This is a genomic window from Ferribacterium limneticum (genome assembly GCF_020510565.1).
GTDB classification, from domain to species: domain Bacteria; phylum Pseudomonadota; class Gammaproteobacteria; order Burkholderiales; family Rhodocyclaceae; genus Azonexus; species Azonexus limneticus_B.
Genome location: NZ_CP075189.1, coordinates 2,009,476 through 2,027,168, shown reverse-complemented (window position 1 = coordinate 2,027,168; position 17,693 = coordinate 2,009,476). Strand labels below are relative to the sequence as shown.

General features: G+C 61.5%; 17 protein-coding genes and 1 tRNA gene. 10 read left to right on the top strand and 8 right to left on the bottom strand.

Annotation, left to right across the window (positions count from 1 at the left end; all coding sequences use genetic code 11):
- The first annotated feature begins 38 nt into the window (after positions 1-38).
- From KI610_RS09725 to KI610_RS09715, 3 genes are read left to right on the top strand one after another with little or no spacing between them, the layout of a single operon-like run.
- On the top strand, positions 39-560 hold the full coding sequence (locus KI610_RS09725; protein WP_226498445.1) for a gamma carbonic anhydrase family protein: 522 nt from the start codon (positions 39-41) through the stop codon (positions 558-560).
- A gap of 12 nt (positions 561-572) precedes the next feature.
- Complete coding sequence (locus tag KI610_RS09720; RefSeq protein WP_226498444.1) at positions 573-1,238, top strand: hypothetical protein; 666 nt, start codon at positions 573-575, stop codon at positions 1,236-1,238.
- The gene (locus KI610_RS09715) at positions 1,235-1,888 is read left to right on the top strand and encodes a DNA alkylation repair protein (protein ID WP_226498443.1); all 654 of its coding nucleotides are present in this window, start codon (positions 1,235-1,237) and stop codon (positions 1,886-1,888) included. The genes KI610_RS09720 and KI610_RS09715 overlap by 4 nt, the downstream gene beginning before the upstream one ends.
- A 69-nt stretch (positions 1,889-1,957) precedes the next feature.
- Here the strand turns inward: KI610_RS09715 and fliW are convergent, their stop codons facing one another.
- Positions 1,958-2,401, bottom strand: coding sequence for a flagellar assembly protein FliW (gene fliW / locus KI610_RS09710; RefSeq protein WP_226498442.1), 444 nt, complete (start codon positions 2,399-2,401; stop codon positions 1,958-1,960).
- A 128-nt stretch (positions 2,402-2,529) separates the two neighbouring features.
- On the opposite strand from fliW, the gene KI610_RS09705 reads away from it, so the two are divergent.
- The 5 genes from KI610_RS09705 (at position 2,530) to KI610_RS09685 (ending at position 8,937) form a co-directional block, all read left to right on the top strand.
- Positions 2,530-4,851: a Tex family protein gene (locus KI610_RS09705; RefSeq protein WP_226498441.1), complete on the top strand. Its 2,322-nt coding sequence runs from the start codon at positions 2,530-2,532 to the stop codon at positions 4,849-4,851.
- A 138-nt stretch (positions 4,852-4,989) separates the two neighbouring features.
- Positions 4,990-6,327, top strand: a complete 1,338-nt coding sequence (locus KI610_RS09700) for a ferredoxin reductase family protein (RefSeq protein WP_226498440.1) — start codon at positions 4,990-4,992, stop codon at positions 6,325-6,327.
- Positions 6,328-6,380: 53 nt separating this feature from the next.
- Positions 6,381-6,725, top strand: a complete 345-nt coding sequence (locus tag KI610_RS09695; RefSeq protein WP_226498439.1) for an arsenate reductase — start codon at positions 6,381-6,383, stop codon at positions 6,723-6,725.
- Entirely contained in the window at positions 6,722-7,603 is an 882-nt protein-coding gene (hslO, locus tag KI610_RS09690; protein ID WP_226498438.1) for an Hsp33 family molecular chaperone HslO, read from the top strand. Before KI610_RS09695 ends, hslO begins: the two co-directional genes overlap by 4 nt.
- Complete coding sequence (locus KI610_RS09685) at positions 7,600-8,937, top strand: sensor histidine kinase (protein ID WP_226498437.1); 1,338 nt, start codon at positions 7,600-7,602, stop codon at positions 8,935-8,937. Before hslO ends, KI610_RS09685 begins: the two co-directional genes overlap by 4 nt.
- Positions 8,938-8,947: 10 nt before the next feature.
- Here KI610_RS09685 and KI610_RS09680 read toward each other — a convergent pair whose 3' ends face one another.
- From KI610_RS09680 to KI610_RS09665, 4 genes are read right to left on the bottom strand one after another with little or no spacing between them, the layout of a single operon-like run.
- Positions 8,948-10,339 carry an FAD-binding oxidoreductase gene (locus tag KI610_RS09680; RefSeq protein WP_226498436.1) on the bottom strand — a complete coding sequence of 464 codons (1,392 nt, stop codon included), beginning with the start codon at positions 10,337-10,339 and terminating at the stop codon, positions 8,948-8,950.
- A 7-nt stretch (positions 10,340-10,346) separates the two neighbouring features.
- Complete coding sequence (locus tag KI610_RS09675; protein ID WP_226498435.1) at positions 10,347-11,213, bottom strand: patatin-like phospholipase family protein; 867 nt, start codon at positions 11,211-11,213, stop codon at positions 10,347-10,349.
- Positions 11,214-11,219: 6 nt separating this feature from the next.
- A complete protein-coding gene (gene rimO / locus KI610_RS09670; protein WP_226498434.1) occupies positions 11,220-12,551 on the bottom strand; it encodes a 30S ribosomal protein S12 methylthiotransferase RimO in 1,332 nt (443 codons plus the stop codon).
- A gap of 56 nt (positions 12,552-12,607) precedes the next feature.
- Positions 12,608-13,981: an HD-GYP domain-containing protein gene (locus KI610_RS09665; RefSeq protein ID WP_226498433.1), complete on the bottom strand. Its 1,374-nt coding sequence runs from the start codon at positions 13,979-13,981 to the stop codon at positions 12,608-12,610.
- A 171-nt stretch (positions 13,982-14,152) separates the two neighbouring features.
- Between KI610_RS09665 and KI610_RS09660 the strand changes: the two genes are divergently transcribed.
- Positions 14,153-14,228 (top strand) — tRNA-Val (locus KI610_RS09660).
- 196 nt (positions 14,229-14,424) lie between these two features.
- Positions 14,425-15,639 (top strand): tyrosine-type recombinase/integrase, encoded by a 1,215-nt coding sequence (locus KI610_RS09655; RefSeq protein ID WP_226498432.1) that lies wholly within the window; start codon positions 14,425-14,427, stop codon positions 15,637-15,639.
- 114 nt (positions 15,640-15,753) lie between these two features.
- On the opposite strand, the gene KI610_RS20135 is transcribed toward KI610_RS09655, so the two are convergent.
- From KI610_RS20135 to KI610_RS09645, 3 genes are all read right to left on the bottom strand, one after another.
- On the bottom strand, positions 15,754-15,843 hold the full coding sequence (locus tag KI610_RS20135) for a hypothetical protein (protein WP_404827505.1): 90 nt from the start codon (positions 15,841-15,843) through the stop codon (positions 15,754-15,756).
- 126 nt (positions 15,844-15,969) lie between these two features.
- On the bottom strand, positions 15,970-16,089 hold the full coding sequence (locus KI610_RS20195; RefSeq protein WP_449757744.1) for a hypothetical protein: 120 nt from the start codon (positions 16,087-16,089) through the stop codon (positions 15,970-15,972).
- A gap of 91 nt (positions 16,090-16,180) precedes the next feature.
- Positions 16,181-16,699, bottom strand: coding sequence for a hypothetical protein (locus KI610_RS09645; protein ID WP_226498430.1), 519 nt, complete (start codon positions 16,697-16,699; stop codon positions 16,181-16,183).
- Positions 16,700-17,693 lie beyond the last annotated feature (994 nt).

Sequence of the window (17,693 nt, the reverse complement as noted above, 5' to 3'; positions counted from 1 at the left end):
AAAAAATCCCCAAAATTGAAATATTGCAAGGAGCCCGCATGCCCCTCTTCCGCCTCGCTGACAAACAGCCCCAACTCGGCGACAACGCCTGGATCGCGCCCAACGCCACGGTCATCGGCGACGTCCGCCTCGGCGCCAACAGCTCGATCTGGTGGAACGCCACGCTGCGCGGCGACAACGACCCGATCCACATCGGCGACAACACCAATATCCAGGACGGCTCGGTGCTGCATACCGACGAAGGCGTCCCGATGCACATCGGCAATAACGTCACCGTCGGCCATCTTGTCATGCTGCACGGCTGCACGGTCGGCGATGGCAGCCTGATCGGCATTGGCTCGGTCATCCTCAACCGCGCGGTGATCGGCAAGGGCTGCATCGTCGGCGCCAACACGCTGATTCCGGAGGGCAAGGTCTTCCCGGATCGCGTGCTGATCGTCGGCTCGCCCGGCAAGGTCATCCGCGAACTGAGCGAGCAGGATGTCGCCAACCTGCAGAAATCGGCCGAACACTACGTCGCCAACGCCCAACGCTATCGCGACACGCTGCTGCCGCTGTAAGCCAGCCAGCCGATGCGCCTCCTGCTCATTCCGCCCCTGCTGCTGATCGCCAGCCCGAGTTGGGCCGACCCATGCGACGAGTTGCCGAAGCCATCGGTGACGATCAAGCGCATCGATGAGCGCCTCAGCTACAACACCGAGTACAGCTACAAGTCGCTGACCAACATCGGCGCCTCGCTGGCCCGCCCCGGCAAACAGGTGCTTGGCCTGACCCGCGGCAATGCGACGGTCAGTTTCGCCTCGAACACGCCGGGCATCATCGACCCGACCGGGCGCTGGGAATGCACCAGCCCGCAGATCACGCTGAGCTTCGGCTTCAGCCCGATGACCGTCTACGTCGCCCGCGAATTCCCCGAAGGCACTTGCGCCTACAAGGAAATCCACGAGCACGAGATGCGCCACGTCGAGGCCTACCGGACGCATATCGCCAGCATCGAGAAGGAACTGACCGAAACGCTGAACGCCCGTTTCGTCACCGGCGCCGTGTGGCGCGGCCCGGTCGGCCAGACCGCCAGCCGGCTCCGACAGGAACTCGACGCACGCTGGGCGCCCTACGTCCAGCGGCAGATCAAGCGCGTCGACGAAGCCCAGGCCAAAATCGATACTGCCGAAGAATACGAACGCGTCGCCAATGCCTGCGATGGCGAAATCCGCAAAGTGCTGCGCGGCAAATCATGAGCGACTTTGCAACCCAAATTCAACAAGCGCTAAAACCACTGACCGACGCCGAGAGAGCCAAGGCGATGGCCGCCTACATGAAAGGCCAATTCGCTTTCCTCGGCATCCAGACCCCGGCCCGACGCGTGGCCGCGTTCCCTCTCATGCGCGCCTTCGCCGGCAATCCGGTCGACGCCGCGCGCGAGCTCTGGGCCTTGTCCGAACGCGAATACCAGTACGTCGCCGTCGACCTGTTGCGCCGGCAAAACAAACGTCTGGCGGCCGCCGACCTGCCGGCACTGGAAGCGCTGGTCCAGGAAAAATCCTGGTGGGACACCGTCGACGGCCTGACCCCGACGATCGGCGCCATCGTAGCGCGCGAGCCGCAACTGGTCAGGCGAATGGACGCCCTGATCGAGTCCCCTGACTTCTGGCTGCGCCGCATCGCCTTGTTGCATCAACTCGACTGGAAAGAAAACACCGACGAAGCTCGGCTCTTCGCCTACTGCCTGCACTGCGCCGACGAACGGGAATTCTTCATCCGCAAGGCCATCGGCTGGGCGTTGCGCCAATACGCCCGCACCAACCCGGCCGCCGTGCGCCATTTTCTCGAGACAAATCGGGAAAAGCTGTCCGGACTATCTTTCCGGGAAGCGGCAAAACACCTGTAGCCCAGGCGCAAAAAAGCCACTGACAACAGACAGTGGCTTTTCGTGGAACTACCTGAACAGCCAGGCGCTTTAGACAGAGCTCGCCAGATTCGACAGCGTGATGTTCGGGCGCATGTTTTCCATGACCTTCTGCAAACCAACCCGTGCCCGGGTATTGATCAATAGCGGGGCGCGCAGGTTTGGCGTGATCGCCGCCTTGCCGCCTTCGTCCTGCTTGAACAGCACCTGCATAACCAACACATCCTCGGGAGCAGGCGACTGCAGCAGGGCATTTTCGGCGTCGCTCAACTCCAATTCATAATTGAAGCCGAGTGTCGTCGGGTCGACAATCTGGAAAGCCAGCATCGGATCATCCAGGGATTGCAGCGTAAAGGTGGCCGGGTGCTCCTTGCCTTCTTCATGGGCCAGCATGAAACGCTTGCTCTCCTCGAAGCCAACCAGGCCACTCGGGAAATTGATGACTTTTTCCGGGCTAACCTCAACAGCGCCAAACAAATAGGTTTCAATTTTCATTTTTGTTCTCCTCTCAAGTTGAATGCCAACAACATATCCTACACCAAGTGCCCACCAGCGGTGATGGTTGTATTTTCTACCACTATTGCGCATAGTGCACCCCCCAATTTTGCTGCACTGCCGCACCCATGCTGCCACCCATCGAACACCGCATTGCCGCCGAACTCGGCGTCCGCCCGGCCCAGGTCAACGCCGCCATCGCCTTGCTCGACGAAGGCGCCACCGTGCCTTTCATCTCGCGCTACCGCAAGGAAGCGACCGATGGCCTCGACGATACCCAGCTCCGTAACCTCGAAGAACGCCTTACCTACCTGCGCGACCTTGAAGAGCGGCGCACCGCGATCCTCGCCAGCATCGAGGAACAAGGCAAGCTGACGCCGGAACTCAAGGCCGAGATCAGCGATGCGGAAACGAAGCAGCGCCTCGAAGACCTCTACCTGCCGTACAAGCAAAAGCGCCGCACCAAGGCCCAGATCGCCCGCGAAGCCGGCATCGAGCCGCTGGCCCTCGGCCTGCTCGAAGACCCGAACCTGACGCCGGACGACGAAGCTGAAAAGTACCTCAACGCCGAGGCCGGTTTCGCCGATGCCCGCGCCGTCCTCGACGGCGCCCGCCAGATCCTCATGGAAAAGTTCGCCGAGGATGCCGAACTGCTCGGCGGCCTGCGCGCCTACCTCAGCGAGCACGGCCATGTGCGGTCGACCGTCGTCGAAGGCAAGGAAACCGAAGGCGCCAAGTTCCGCGACTGGTTCGACTTCGCCGAACCGATTGCCACCATGCCCTCGCACCGCGCCCTGGCCCTGCTCCGCGGCCGCAACGAAGGCATGCTGCAGGTGGCGCTGGTTCTCGACTCCGAACTCGATCCGGAGGCCGTCAAACCCGGCACGCAAAACCCCTGCGAACAGCGTATCGCCGTCCGTTTCGGCATCAAGCCGCAGGGCCGCCCGGCCGACAAATGGCTGGCCGACACCGTGCGCTGGACCTGGAAGGTCAAGGTTTATACCCACCTCGAACTCGAACTCATGAACGAGCTGCGCGAGCGCGCCGAGGAAGAAGCCATCCGCGTCTTCGGGCGCAACCTCAAAGACCTTCTGCTCGCCGCCCCGGCCGGCCAGCACGTCACGATGGGCGTCGACCCAGGCATCCGCACCGGCTGCAAGATCGCCATCGTCGACGCCACCGGCAAGATGCTCGACCACGCCACCATCTACCCGCATGAGCCGCGCTGCGACTGGGACGGCAGCATGTCCACCATCGCCCGCCTGGCCGCCAAGCATCAGGTCAGTCTGGTCGCCATCGGCAACGGCACGGCCAGCCGCGAGACCGACAAGCTCGTGCAGGACGTCATGAAGCGCTACCCGGAAGCCCGGCTGACGAAAATCGTCGTTTCGGAAGCCGGTGCCTCGGTCTATTCCGCCTCCGAATTCGCCGCCAAGGAATTCCCCGACCTCGACGTCTCGATCCGTGGCGCGGTGTCGATTGCCCGCCGCCTGCAAGACCCGCTGGCCGAACTGGTCAAGATCGACCCGAAATCCATCGGCGTCGGCCAGTACCAGCACGACGTCTCGCAGACCAAGCTGGCGCGCAACCTCGATGCGGTTGTTGAGGACTGCGTCAATGCCGTCGGCGTCGACGTCAATACCGCCTCGGTGCCGCTGCTCGCCCGCATTTCCGGCCTGACCGCCGGGCTCGCCGCCAACATCGTGAGCTACCGCGACGCCAACGGCGCCTTCCATTCGCGCGACGAACTCAAGAAGGTGCCTCGCCTCGGCGACAAGACTTTTGAACAAGCCGCCGGCTTCCTGCGCGTGCCGAACGGCGACAATCCGCTCGACAGCTCGTCGGTGCACCCGGAAGCCTACCCAGTCGTCGAAAAAATCATTGTCGACCTCAACAAGTCGATCAAGGAAATCCTCGGCGACAGCCGCGCCCTAAAGGGTTTGAACCCGGCGAAATACACCGACGAACGCTTCGGCCTGCCAACCGTCCAGGACATTTTCAAGGAACTGGAAAAACCCGGCCGCGACCCGCGCCCCGAGTTCAAGACGGCGACCTTCGCCGACGGCGTCGAAAAGGTCGGCGACCTGCGCCCGGGCATGATCCTCGAAGGCGTCGTGACCAACGTCGCCGCCTTCGGCGCCTTCGTCGACATCGGCGTCCATCAGGACGGCCTCGTCCACGTCTCAGCCCTGTCCAACACCTTCGTCAAGGACCCGCACAGCATCGTCAAGGCTGGCCAGGTGGTCAAAGTCAAGGTGCTCGAAGTCGACCTGCAACGCCAGCGCATCGCGCTGACCATGCGCATGGGCGACGAGCCGAGCCAGGCCAAACGGCACGACAACGCCCCGACCGGGCGCGGCAATGCGCCGAGCCGGCCACAGCAACGCAGCAGCGGCCCGGCCCCGGCCGGCAACGCAATGGCGTCGGCCTTCGCCAAGCTGCGCAAGTAATTGCCACGGTCAACCGGAAAAAAGGGCCAAAATCAAAAAACCGGTTTCATTTGCTTACAACCTGAAACAGCATACTGACAGCGGGATGGCGCCTGAGGACGTAGACTGACGTCATCAACTCGCCATTCCGCTGCCATCATGAAACGCCCCCTGCTCTACCTCGCCCTCATCCCCCTCGCCCTGTGGGGAATTTTCGCCCTGCCCGACGTCCTCGCCGCCAATCCCCCAGGCCCCTGGGCCTGGCGCAAACCACTGATCATCCTCTCGGGCCTGCTCGCCCTGTGGTGGATGAGCGCCGGCATGCTGCTCGCCACGCGTGCCCCCTGGCTCGAACAACGTTTCGGCGGCCTCGACAAGCTTTACCGCCTGCACAAAAACATCGGCATCGGCGCCGGCATCCTCGTCTTCACCCACTGGATGATCGAATGGCTGCCCAAAAACCTGTCCAAGGCTGGCCTGATCACCGGGCCACGCGGCCCGCGTGGACCACGTGGCGAACCCGACATGTGGATCGATCTGGCCAAGGATGTCGGCGAATGGGCCGGCTACATCCTCCTCGCCCTGGTCGTCATCGCCCTCGTCAAACGCATTCCCTACCGCTATTTCCGCTGGGTGCACAAGGCTTTTGGCGCTGTTTTCCTGGCTGGCGCCTTCCATGGCCTGATGCTCATGCCGACGACTTTCTGGCAAAGTCCGCTCGGCTGGCTGACCGCCGCCCTCGCCGCTGCCGGCGTTGTGCCCGCCCTGCTCTCGCTGACCAATCGCATCGGCCGCAAGCGCCAGCATCGCGCCGACATCGTTTCGCTCAGCCAGCACGACGGCAAGTTGCTTGAAATCATCTGCCGTCCCGAAAAGAACTGGCCCGGTCACCAGGCCGGACAATTCCTCTTCGCCAACTTCGGCTCGCGCGGCGAAGGTGCCCACCCGTTCACCATCGCCTCGGCATGGAACGCGCAGGATGGTACGCTGACCCTGGCCATCAAGGCGCTCGGTGATTTCACCGCCCAGCTCCCGGACTTGATCGAGGCCGGCCAAACGATCACCCTCGAAGGCCCCTACGGCGCATTTGATTTTTCGGCCAAAATTCCGGTTGACCGTGGGAATGCACCGCACCAGGTCTGGGTCGCCGGCGGCATCGGCATTACGCCCTTCCTCGCCCGCCTCGAGCAACTGGCCGCCGCCCCGGCGCCAACGAAAGCCACGGCCGATCTGTTCTACTGCACGCCAAACGCCGCTGCCGGCGATTTCCCCGAACATCTGGAAACCCTCTGCGACGCCGCCGGCGTCCGTCTGCATCGCCGTCAGACCGACAAAACCGGCCCGCTCACGCCGCAGGAAGTCGCCGCCACGCTCCAGCCCAACAGCACCGTCTGGTTCTGCGGCCCGGCCGCCTGGGGCAAGGCCCTCGGCCAGGCGCTACAGAGCAGCGGCCTGTCGCGCGCCGCCTTCCATCAGGAAGCCTTCGAGTTCCGCTAAGCCCCGCCTCGGCTGGTATCATGCGGCCTTCCCCACGAACCACATCCGCCGTCATGATCAAGGTCTTTGGCATCAAGAACTGCGACACCATGAAGAAGGCCATGAACTGGCTGACCGACAACGGTGTCGCCTATGAATTCATCGATTACAAGAAGGTCGGCGTCGCCGAGGCGAATCTGCCGGACTGGAACGCCCGGGCCGGTTGGGAAAAGCTGCTCAACACGCGCGGCCTGATGTGGAGAAAGCTCAGCGACGACGAACGTTCTGCGGTCGACGAGCCAAAAGCCCTCAAATTGATGGCGCAGTATCCGAGCCTGATCAAGCGACCGGTGCTCGACAACGGCAAACAACTCATCGTCGGCTTCACGCCGGAAAACTACGCGGAGCAGCTCAAATGAGCGACAGTTTCGTCCAGCGCTTCATCTTCGAAGGTCTCGACATTCGCGGTGCCGTCGTCTATCTCGGCGACGCCTGGCAGCAAATGCAGGCCGGCCGCGACTACCAGCCGACCGTCGCCCAGTTGCTCGGTGAAACAGCCGCCGTCACCGCCCTGATTGCCGGCCAGCTCAAGCAGCCCGGCCGCCTGACCCTGCAATTGCGCGGCAACGGCCCGATTCAGCTGCTGGTCATGGATTGCAACGAACAATTGCAGATGCGCGGCATGGCGCGCAGCAACCCGGTGGTGCTGCCGGCGCCGGTACCCGAACTGCTCGGCGCCCATCAGGGCGGCCAGCTCATGATGAGCCTCGACATGCCGGAAGCCCGCCAGCCCTACCAAAGCTACGTACCCATGGTCGGCGACAGCATTGCGACGATTTTCGAGCATTACCTTGAACAATCCGAACAACAACCGTCGCGCCTCTTTGCCACGGCCGCGCCCAAGGCCGCAGCCTGCCTGTTCCTGCAGAAACTGCCGGCAGCCGACCACCACGACCAGGATGGCTGGCAACGCATCACCCAGCTGGCCGCCACGGTCAAGCCGGCCGAGTTGCTCGAACTCGACACCGAAAGCCTGCTCGGCCGCCTCTTCCACGAAGACATGGCGGAACACGGCATCCGCCTCTACGATCCGCGCCCGGTGGCCTACCACTGCCCGGAAGACCGCAACAAGGTCGCCGACATGATCCGCAGCCTGGGCCATGCCGATGCCGAGGCTATCCTCGCCGAACACGGTGAAATCGTCATCCGGGACGACATCTGCAACCGCGACTATCACTTCAGCGCCGACGATGTCGCCGCGCTGTTCGCCATCAGCGAAGGCAAGGCACTGCATTGACGGAACCCTTCGTCCTCGGCCGAAGAGTCGAACTGCTCTATCGAAATGTCCTGCTCGGGCAGATCGTTTCGCTCATCAATGCCTCGATGCTGACCTGGGTTGCCACGTCTCTGATCGACAATACGACCATTTATGGCTGGTGGCTGGCGGCCATCGTGATAGCCGGAATACGGATCAACCAGGCCATCATCTACCGGCGAGAAACCCCGGCAAAAAGGGCGGCCGACGCCTTCAAGTGGCACCGGCGAGCCCGCCTGAGCGCAACCGCGGCGGGCATCGTCTGGGCCGGCGGCGCCCTGCTCCTCATGTCGCAAGGCAATACCCAGCTGCAACTGTTTGCCGGCTTCGTCATGTCCGGCATGATCGCCGGCGCCGTGCCCATCCTGGCCGCCGACCGGCTCATTTTCCGCAGCTACGCGTGGCCGGTCGCCCTTGCCGTGGCTTTCGGCGCCTTCGGCAGCGACCCGTTGCACATCGCATTCACCGTCATGTCGCTCCTGTTCCTGCTGGCCGTAACGCGCAGCGTCGACTTCTTCCACAGCACGCTGCACGACACCTTCCGGCTCGAGCATGAAAAAGATGGCCTGCTCGACAACCTCGACCATGCCCGCGAACTGGCCGAACGCTCCGACCGCGCCAAGACCGAGTTCCTGGCCAATATCAGCCACGAATTGCGTACACCGATGAACGGCATCATGGGCTTGTCGGAGCTGCTTGACCTTGAGCCGCTGACCGAGCCACAGCGTGAGCTGCTGACCCCGTTGCGCGAGTCAGCCAGCGATTTGCTATTGCTGATCAACGATCTGATTCAGCTTTCGGCGCTGGAGGCCGGGCACATCAAGCCAAATCCGACGCCTTTTGCCCTGAGCGATCTGGGCGCCAGCCTGCATGCCAACTACTTCAATGCCTGCACGACCAAAGGCCTGGACTTGCTGGAACAATTCGACGAGAACCTGCCGCAGGTCGTCAAGGGCGACATCTCGCTGCTGCTGCAGGCATTCGCGCAACTGGCCGACAATGCGATCAAATTCACGGAACGCGGCCACATCACGCTGACCGCCCGCATTCATGAGCAATCGACAAGCACGGTCAATATCGAGTTCGCCATCAGCGACACCGGCCCCGGCATCCCGGCCGAAAAAATCGCCGCACTCGATGGCCTTTTCGTTCAGGCGGACGGATCGGCTACCCGGCGCCATGGCGGCACCGGCATCGGCCTGCCGATCGCCCGCAAGCTGGTCGAATTGATGGGTGGCAAACTCAGGATAGAAAGCGAAGTCGGTATCGGCAGCCGCTTCAGTTTCGTCGTTCCCTTCGGGTTGAAGGACGTCTGAGCCGGCAGCCTCAGAGCACCTTGCCGGGATTCATGAGGCCGCGCGGATCGAGCGCCTGCTTGAGCGAACGCATGAGCGCGATCTCGACCTCGCTCTTGTAGCGCCGGATTTCCTCACGCTTGAGCTGGCCGATGCCATGCTCGGCCGAAATCGAGCCGTTCAACGCGTGCACCGTGTCATGAACGAGGCGATGCACCTCGGGCTCGCTGGCGAGGAAGGCTTCGTTGTCGTGGGCATCGGCCTTCGACAGGTTGTAATGCAGGTTGCCGTCGCCAACATGGCCGAAGGCAACCACGCGGATGCCGGGGAAGGCCCTGGCCAGCGCCGCATCAGCCGTCGCCAGAAACTCCGGGATACCCGATACCGGCACCGAAACGTCGTGCTTGATGCTGATGCCCTCGATTTTCTGCGCCTCGGAAATGTTTTCGCGCAACGCCCACAGCTTTTTCGCCTGCGTTTCCGATTGCGCGACGACGCCGTCGCTGACCTCGCCCGCCTCCAGACACCTGTCCAGCCAGGCTTCGACGGCGGCCAGATCGACCTCGGAGAACTCGGCCAGCACGTACCAAGGTGAGCCGGCACTTGGCCGGACGGTAGCGGGGATGTTCTTGAGAACCAGCCCGAGCGCCGTTTCCGAAACCAGCTCGAAGGCCGTCAGTTGGGCGTCGAAAGCGGTTTTTGCCGAATTCAGCAGGTCGACCGCAGCAGTCGGTGAAGCGACGTTCAGCCAGCAGGTGACCTGCGTTTTGGGCAGCGGAAAAAGCTTGAGCACGGCGCCGGTGATGATGCCCAGCGTGCCCTCGGCGCCGATGAATAACTGCTTGAGGTCATAGCCGGTGTTGTCCTTGCGCAGGCCGCGCATACCGTTCCAGATGTCGCCGTTGGCGAGAACAACTTCGAGGCCGAGCGTCAGTTCGCGGGTATTGCCGTAGCGCAGGACCTGGACGCCGCCAGCGTTGGTCGACAGGTTGCCGCCGATCTGGCACGTCCCTTCCGACGCCAGGGCCAACGGAAAGAGCCGGTCGGCAGCGCGTGCGGCCTCCTGGACGGCGGCCAGCGTGCAGCCGGCTTCTACTGAAATCGTGCTGTTTTTCCGGTCGACCGTGAGAATGCGGTTCAGGCGGCTCAAACTGACAACCACCGCCCCACCCGAGTCGTCCGGCGTTGCCGCGCCGCACAGGCTGGTGTTGCCGCCCTGCGGCACGATGGCCACGCCGGCTGCGACGCAGGCCTTGACGACCGCCGCCACCTCGGCAGTATTGCCGGGGCGGACGACGCATCGCGCCGCACCACGGTAACGGCCACGCCAGTCGGTGACGAAGGGTGCAATGTCGGCCGGCTCGGTCAGTACCTGGGCCGGGCCGACGAGAGCGGCGAGTTGATCGATCAGGGAATCACGCATGGCGTTTTCAATCGAGCAGCGAATGCAGGAGCGGCAGCATGTGTTCAGTGGCCTTGCGCCCGGCAGCAATGGCTTCGCCGGCACGATGGTAGTCGAGCAGGTTGAGCTGCCCGAGGCGCGGCGTGATCAGCACGTCGGCCGGCTCGCCAGCCAGGCGCGAACGCGAGATGCGGCCCTGCATGATGGCAATGCTGTTGCTCACCACGTCGGCGAGCGAAGGCTGAACCGGCCTCTCCTCACCACCACCAAACCAGCGACCGACGGCATTGCGCCAGCCCCCGCTGGCCATGACCGGCTTGCCGTTGCGCCGCTGCAGCGTGGTCAGGATGTCCATGCCAAGATCGACGGCGATCACCACTTCGGCGTCGAGCACCCGGCACAGCGAAACCGGCACCGGATTGACCAGGCCACCATCAACCAGGAAACGCCCGTCGAGCAATTGCGGCGAAAACAGGCCGGGCAGTGCGATTGAAGCACGTACCGCATCGGTCACCGAGCCCTCGCGCAACCAGATTTCGCGCCCCGTCGCCAAATCGGTGGCAACGCAGGCGAAGGGCCGGTCGAGATCGGCGAAAGTGTTATCAAGGAAGGAGGTCGAGGCAAAATCGAGCAGCTTTGCCCCCTTGATCAGCCCGCCGGTCAGGCTGACATCGAAGAAGCCGAGTACGTCGCTCCGGCTCAGTCCGCCGGCCCAGGCCTCAAGCTTGTCGAGATCGCCGGAGGCGTAGGCGGCGCCGACGAAGGCGCCGATCGAAGTGCCGCAGACGACATCAGGCTCGATGCCGGCGTCCTGCAGGGCGCGCAACACGCCGATATGCGCCCAGCCGCGCGCCGAGCCGGAACCAAGGGCGATGCCGAGACGCGGCCGGGCCACGACAGATCAGCCCGGCCCGACCGGCTGGGCGTAGAGGTCGTGGTGATCGGCGTCGATAACCTTGACCATCAGGAAGTCACCCGGCTCGGCATCGAAATGACCGTCGATGTAAACCACGCCATCGATTTCCGGGGCATCGGCCTTGGAGCGGGCAATCGTGCCTTCCTCATCGACGGCATCGACCAGCACCTGAATGACCGTATCGATCTTGGCTTCGAGCTTGGCGGCGGAAATGTCTTCCTGAACCTGCATGAGCCAGCGTCTACGGTCTTCGCGCACATCTTCCGGCGGCAGGCCTGCCAGTTCGTTGGCCTTGGCGCCTTCGACCGGCGAGTAGGCAAAGGCGCCGACACGATCGAGCTTGGCGTCTTCCAGGAACTGGATCAGCTGATCGAAATCCTCGTCCGTTTCGCCCGGGAAGCCGGTGATGAAGGTCGAGCGAATGACGATTTCCGGGCAGATTTCGCGCCACTTGGCGATGCGTTCGAGCGTATTTTCGGCCGAGGCCGGCCGCTTCATCGCCTTGAGAATGGTCGGGCTGGCGTGCTGGAAAGGCACATCGAGGTAAGGCAGGATCTTGCCTTCGGCCATGAGCGGGATGACGTCATCGACCGACGGATACGGGTAAACGTAGTGCAGGCGGACCCAGATACCGAAGCTGGCAAGCGCCTCGCACAACTCTTTCAACCGCGACTTGACCGGCTTGCCGCCCCAGAAAGCCGTGCGGTATTTGAGGTCGACGCCGTAGGCGGACGTATCCTGCGAAATGACGAGAATTTCCTTCACGCCAGCCCGGGCCAGGTTTTCAGCCTCGGCCAACACATCGCCAACCGGCCGCGAAACCAACGGGCCGCGCAGCGACGGGATGATGCAGAAGGTACAGCTATGGTTGCAGCCTTCGGAAATTTTCAGGTAAGCGAAGTGATCCGGCGTCAGGCGAACGCCCTGTGGCGGCACGAGGTCGGAATACGGGTCGTGCGGTTTCGGCAGATGGGCATGAACGTAGCTCATGACTTCGTCGGCCGCGTGCGGGCCGGTCACGGCGAGCACTGCCGGATGCGTCGATTGCACGATGTCGCCCTTGGCGCCGAGGCAGCCGGTGACGATGACCTTGCCGTTCTCGTTAAGGGCCTCGCCGATGGCATCGAGCGACTCTTCCACCGCGGCATCGATGAAGCCGCAGGTATTGACGATGACGAGATCGGAATTATCGTAGCTCGGTGAAATCTCGTAGCCTTCGGCGCGCAGCTTGGTCAGGATGCGCTCGGCATCCGAAGAAGCCTTCGGACAGCCGAGGGAAACGAAGCCGACGGTCGGCACTTTTTGCTGAATAGTCATGCGATGGAAACCTTATCCGGACTGGCCGGCGAACAAAGGGCGTATTTTACAGGCTCTCAGGACGGCAGGCGGGCAAGTGCCTGTTTCAGCGCGTCAAAACATTTCGCGTCGATGGCCGTGCCGACATTCTCGGCCATGATTTCGAGTGTCTTGGGAATCGGCACAGCGCCGCGATACGGGCGTTCGGCGGTGATCGCATCGAAAATATCGGCCGTCGTGATGATCCGCGTTTCGAGGCAGATATCTTTCGCCATTACGCCGCGCGGATAGCCCTTGCCGTCGAAGCGCTCGTGATGGGCGGCCGACACCTGCGCCAGTTCGGTAAAGGCATCGATGCGCGAGAGGATCGTTTCGGTGTACATGGCGTGCGCCTTGACCGCCTCCCACTCCTCGTCATCGAGCTTGCCGGGCTTGTCGAGCACACTGTTGCTGACGCCGAGCTTGCCGACATCGTGAAGCAGTGCGCCGCGCTTAAGCCAGCGCCGACGGTCCGCCGCCAGACCGAGCGTTTCGGCGATCAGGTCGGCATAGAGCGCAACCCGCGTGCTATGCCCGCTGGTGTAGGGGCTCTTCGAGTCGACAACCTGGCCGAAAGCGGCGGCAATGTCGTCGAGATAATCGTCGTCGAGCGCCACGACATGCCCGGCCGGCTCGAGCGCCAGCACCGCCGTCATGACCTCGGGCGAAGCCAGTGTTTTCCAGAAAGCGTCGTCGCCTGCCAGTTGCTCGAATGCCTGAACCAGAGCGGGATCGAACCAGCCACCGACGCGCTGGCGAACCTCGTCGAAAGCCGCCTGCGGGCCGCCCGAGGTATGAAAAACGTCAATCACCTGAGCCAGCAGCGCAATGCGCGAATAGAGCGGAATCGCTTCTCCAGCCAGCCCATGCGGCTTGCCCTGACCGTTGAAATGCTCGTCCAGGCTGTAGATGCCAGCCGACACGCTCTCAGGAAAACGCAGCAGGCGGGCGATTTCGGCACCCCGCTGGCAGCGCGTGGCGATCAACTCGGTGGCGATCTGTTCGCCATCGCGCATGATCGTCATGACGCTGCGGAAACGCTCGGCCAGCGGCGCCCTCAGTCCGGTATGGCTGAGCACGAACTGGAGCACCCTGGGCAGGCTGTCGCCGACCCTCTTGAAATCGCGTTTGAAGCTCAGGTCGTCGGTCAGGTACAGCTCGCAAATGCGCGCCGCGTTGCTGCTGCAGCCCAGATCCTTGAGCAGCAAGGTGTAGTAGAGAATCCACAGATCGTCGTCGCCGAGCCCGAGACGGCGGCCGATGTGCATGCCGATCCAGCAACAACGCACGCAATGGCCTTCCGGCTGCCCTTCGGTAATGTCGAGCGCATGACTGAGCGCCGAAATCAATTCGGAGAGCTTCAAGCCGGCCAGGGCGGGCAAGGTAAATTGAACAGGAGAATTTGCAGGCATCGGCTCGTAGATTACCAACAATCAACGTTTTTCTCTCGCTTGATGAAGAGATCAGAACGACTGGCTCAAACACAATAACAGCCTGAACGACCACGAAGATTTGCCGTAAAACAATCGCCATCATTCAGAACGCTGACGCAAAATACTTTATTCGTTATAATGCGCGCCCCAGCGTTCTTAGCTCAGTTGGTAGAGCGTCTGCCTTACACGCAGAATGTCGGCGGTTCGAGCCCGTCAGGACGCACCAAACACCTACTTCATGACAGATCATGAAGTACCAAAGCCCCGCTCTGGCGGGGCTTTTCATTTGTACATTCGCCCCGCGCCGTCTATATTCATCCCATGAAATACCGTCATTGGTGACGGTATCGGTGACGGTATACTCAGACGTTGACGGTATACATAGCAAAAACAGCCCCGAAATACACCATTTGGAGGGCATCATGGCGCTTTCTGATACTGCAATTCGCACAGCAAAACCGGCAGAAAAGCCGCGCAAACTAGCCGATGAAAAGGGAATGTACCTCCTGATTCAGCCCGGCGGGGCAAAACTTTGGCGCCTGGATTATCGGTTCGACAGCAAGCGAAAAACCCTGGCCCTTGGCTCCTACCCTGACACTGGCCTTGCCCTTGCGAGGGAGAAGCGCGATGCAGCCCGCAAGCTATTGGCGCAGGACATCGACCCGGCGGCCCAGCGCAAACAAGACAAACACGAACGCAAGGTGTCCCAAGAAAACACTTTCGAGGCGGTTGCACGCGACTGGATGAAGACCAAGGGGAAGGAGTGGACTGCCGGCTACGCCACCAAGACCCGGGCCTGCCTTGAGCATCACGCCCTTCCATCCTTGGGCAACAAGCCGATCACAGAGATCACCGCCCCCCAACTACTGACGATGCTGCGGGTGATTGAGAAACGCGGCACGGTCGACATGGCCCATCGTATTCAGCAACATTGCGGCGCAGTCTTTCGCTATGCCATTGCCACAGGTCTATTGTCGGCAGACCCCACTCCAAGCCTCCGGGGCGCGCTCTCAACGGTAAAGACAGAGCACTATGCTGCACTGACAGATCCGAAGGACTTCGCCGATTTGCTGCGAAGCATTGATGAATACCGCGGGGAGGTCACTACCAAAATAGCGATGCAATTGCTGGCCGGTACCTTCCAGCGGACCAAGGAGGTCCGCTTTGCTGAATGGTCACAGTTCGATTTCGATACGGCGCTGTGGCGCATTCCTGCCGAAGTCATGAAAATGCGCGAGGCCCATCTGGTTCCCCTAAGCACACAGATGCTCGCCCACCTCAAGGAATTGCAGGCACTGACCGGTGGCAACCGCCTGCTCTTCCCTTCGAGCACAAACAGGAATCGCCCAATCTCTGAGAATACCGTCACCTATGCCCTTGCCCGACTGGGCTTCAAAGGGCGTATGACCGGCCACGGTTTCCGCTCTATTGCCTCGACCATCCTCAACGAACAAGGCTATCGACACGACGTGATTGAACGACAGCTCGCCCACGCCGAGCGTAATCAGGTACGTGCTGCCTATAACCGCGCCGAGTATTTGTTCGAAAGAAAAGCGATGATGCAGGAGTGGGGAGATTATCTGGACAAACTGAAAGCAGGTGCCGCAGTTATCCAGTTACGTGGAGAAGCAGCGTAATCCAGATTCTGGCCATGTATTGAGTTCGACATTTGGTTTGGTGGGCGTTCGAGCTTCGCAAGAACTGCTCTATCAACAGAGGATGTTTAGCTTATGAGGATGTTTAGCTTATTGTTACGCCTCATCGGCCTGAATCTCCATCCTTCGCAACTTCTCCCTGAGCATCTTTCTGAAAATGCCAAGAGCTTCCGCTGTCTGCGTCATGTGCCAGTCATGTTTATCCAGCGCAACCTGAAAATAGTCACGCTCGCAAGCCATATGGTAGTGGGCTCACGATGGAGAAATCTTCCCCGCCGATTCACCACATTCCGGACTAACACCAAAAAATGCTTATGCCCCGAAAAATAGCTCAGAGGAGAGGATGCAAGCCGGTTCGACGGCGTGCTTGAGTTCACGGACATTGCCAGGCCAGAGATAACTGGTGAGAACCTGTTCCGTTCTAGTCTGCAAAGTAACTACAGACTAAAAGAACGCCCAGCGGATGAGTGCAAAGCACCCCAAATAAATTTACTGAGTGCTGTATGCGGATTTCCGGGTCACGCTATTTCACCCGGCGCAATACCGATTGCGCGGCCTCGCTGCCTTTCACGATTTCCAGTGCACGGTCGACCTGAGAACGTATAAGGCAGCGCTGGGCAAAGCGCACCGTCACCACCAGCGGCGGGTACAACAACGTGAGCGGCAAGCTGATCAGCAAGGCAGGCCACGCCGTCAATGTGAACGCAACGACACTGGCAACCAACAGCCCCGCTACAAGCACTGCATCGCAGCGTCGCCAAAGTAGTGGTGGATCGGCTCGAATAAAGTTTGCCTGCTTCCCCGTGGATGCGTTGTAAAGTCCGACCGGCCTTTCGCCGAGAAGCAGAACCGTCACCTGATGACCGCGTCGTGCCGGCATCTGGCGGGTGTGGACGACGAGCTTGATGTCGTTGCCGCTGGTCGTCGACAACCAGAGTTCGCGCCTTTCGCGCGCCGGGTATTGCTCGCACCAACGCATTGGTACGTTGATATAGCGTTGAACCTCGACCAGTTGGCCACTGACTGAATAGAGTTTTTCCATGCGTGACTCCTTGTGTGTCCGCTCAACGTCGCATGCGCACCCTTGAAATCAACCCTCATTCGCAGCAATGGTCGGCGAATCCAATGCCAGCATAGTGACACCCGGTAACGGTGTATCGAGACTGCAGTGTGGGTATTGCTCAGTCATGCAGCTCAGTCCGCCTGGCTCTATCTCTGTGGCAAGACCACATTCACGCTCTATCCGCCCGCCGAAGGGGCACTTAACTGTGACTTATGACCTCGTGATACCCACAATCCGTACCAGAGGCCATGATTATTCCCGTCAATCCCTGATACAGCTTGCCCGTCAGCGTCTAGCAGCAAATGGAGCCGCATCAAGCGCTGATACAACACCACCCGAAATGCCCTGAAAAACACGGCTGTTGCGTTGCCGGCGCCTTGACGGTGCGGAATGACGGGTGTCAACTGACGACTCCCGACGGCCCTCCTGATGGCCGGCTCCATGTGGAGCGAAAGGCGTTGCAGTCGTTACCTGCCTCTGAAGTTCCGATCCTCGAATCGGACTGGTCGCCGCCCCTGAGCTGGCGGCCTTGTAGAAATCATTCGTAGAGCCAATGTCTGCGACCTGCCGACGATTTTCGTCGGACGCTCCCGAAGCGTGTCGCAACCAGAGCTGATGTCGTGCCTGGCACCAGATGCCGGTGCACCTGTTCCCGCCATTCCTTCGAGCACCTGCCCTTCCTCCGTGAATGGCGAGGCCTGCGGTCGTGCTTGCCCCTGATGGGCTCCGCCGCGGGCCATTCCGCTCGATGACCTGACACCACCCCGGACTCTCGGTGAGGGGTGGGCCCATGCAGGTGGATGGCGCTACGAAGTAGAGAACTGATCCCTCGCAGGCAGCAGGCTCGACCTGTCTGCCGGTACCGCCTTGGCCCTTGAGGCCAGTGGCATCAAAACCCCCGTGTAGCGCGGAAACCCGCGCACGGGCCGGATCAACTCGTTTCATTTTTAAGGATGACCGAGTCAGCCCGTAG

Coding starts and splice junctions, on each gene's coding strand:
- KI610_RS09725 (WP_226498445.1), top strand. CDS start 39: ATGCCCCTCTTCCGCCTCGCTGACAAACAGCCCCAACTCGGCGACAAC.
- KI610_RS09720 (WP_226498444.1), top strand. CDS start 573: ATGCGCCTCCTGCTCATTCCGCCCCTGCTGCTGATCGCCAGCCCGAGT.
- KI610_RS09715 (WP_226498443.1), top strand. CDS start 1,235: ATGAGCGACTTTGCAACCCAAATTCAACAAGCGCTAAAACCACTGACC.
- fliW (WP_226498442.1), bottom strand. CDS start 2,401: ATGAAAATTGAAACCTATTTGTTTGGCGCTGTTGAGGTTAGCCCGGAA.
- KI610_RS09705 (WP_226498441.1), top strand. CDS start 2,530: ATGCTGCCACCCATCGAACACCGCATTGCCGCCGAACTCGGCGTCCGC.
- KI610_RS09700 (WP_226498440.1), top strand. CDS start 4,990: ATGAAACGCCCCCTGCTCTACCTCGCCCTCATCCCCCTCGCCCTGTGG.
- KI610_RS09695 (WP_226498439.1), top strand. CDS start 6,381: ATGATCAAGGTCTTTGGCATCAAGAACTGCGACACCATGAAGAAGGCC.
- hslO (WP_226498438.1), top strand. CDS start 6,722: ATGAGCGACAGTTTCGTCCAGCGCTTCATCTTCGAAGGTCTCGACATT.
- KI610_RS09680 (WP_226498436.1), bottom strand. CDS start 10,339: ATGCGTGATTCCCTGATCGATCAACTCGCCGCTCTCGTCGGCCCGGCC.
- rimO (WP_226498434.1), bottom strand. CDS start 12,551: ATGACTATTCAGCAAAAAGTGCCGACCGTCGGCTTCGTTTCCCTCGGC.
- KI610_RS09665 (WP_226498433.1), bottom strand. CDS start 13,981: ATGCCTGCAAATTCTCCTGTTCAATTTACCTTGCCCGCCCTGGCCGGC.
- KI610_RS09655 (WP_226498432.1), top strand. CDS start 14,425: ATGGCGCTTTCTGATACTGCAATTCGCACAGCAAAACCGGCAGAAAAG.
- KI610_RS20135 (WP_404827505.1), bottom strand. CDS start 15,843: ATGACGCAGACAGCGGAAGCTCTTGGCATTTTCAGAAAGATGCTCAGG.
- KI610_RS09645 (WP_226498430.1), bottom strand. CDS start 16,699: ATGGAAAAACTCTATTCAGTCAGTGGCCAACTGGTCGAGGTTCAACGC.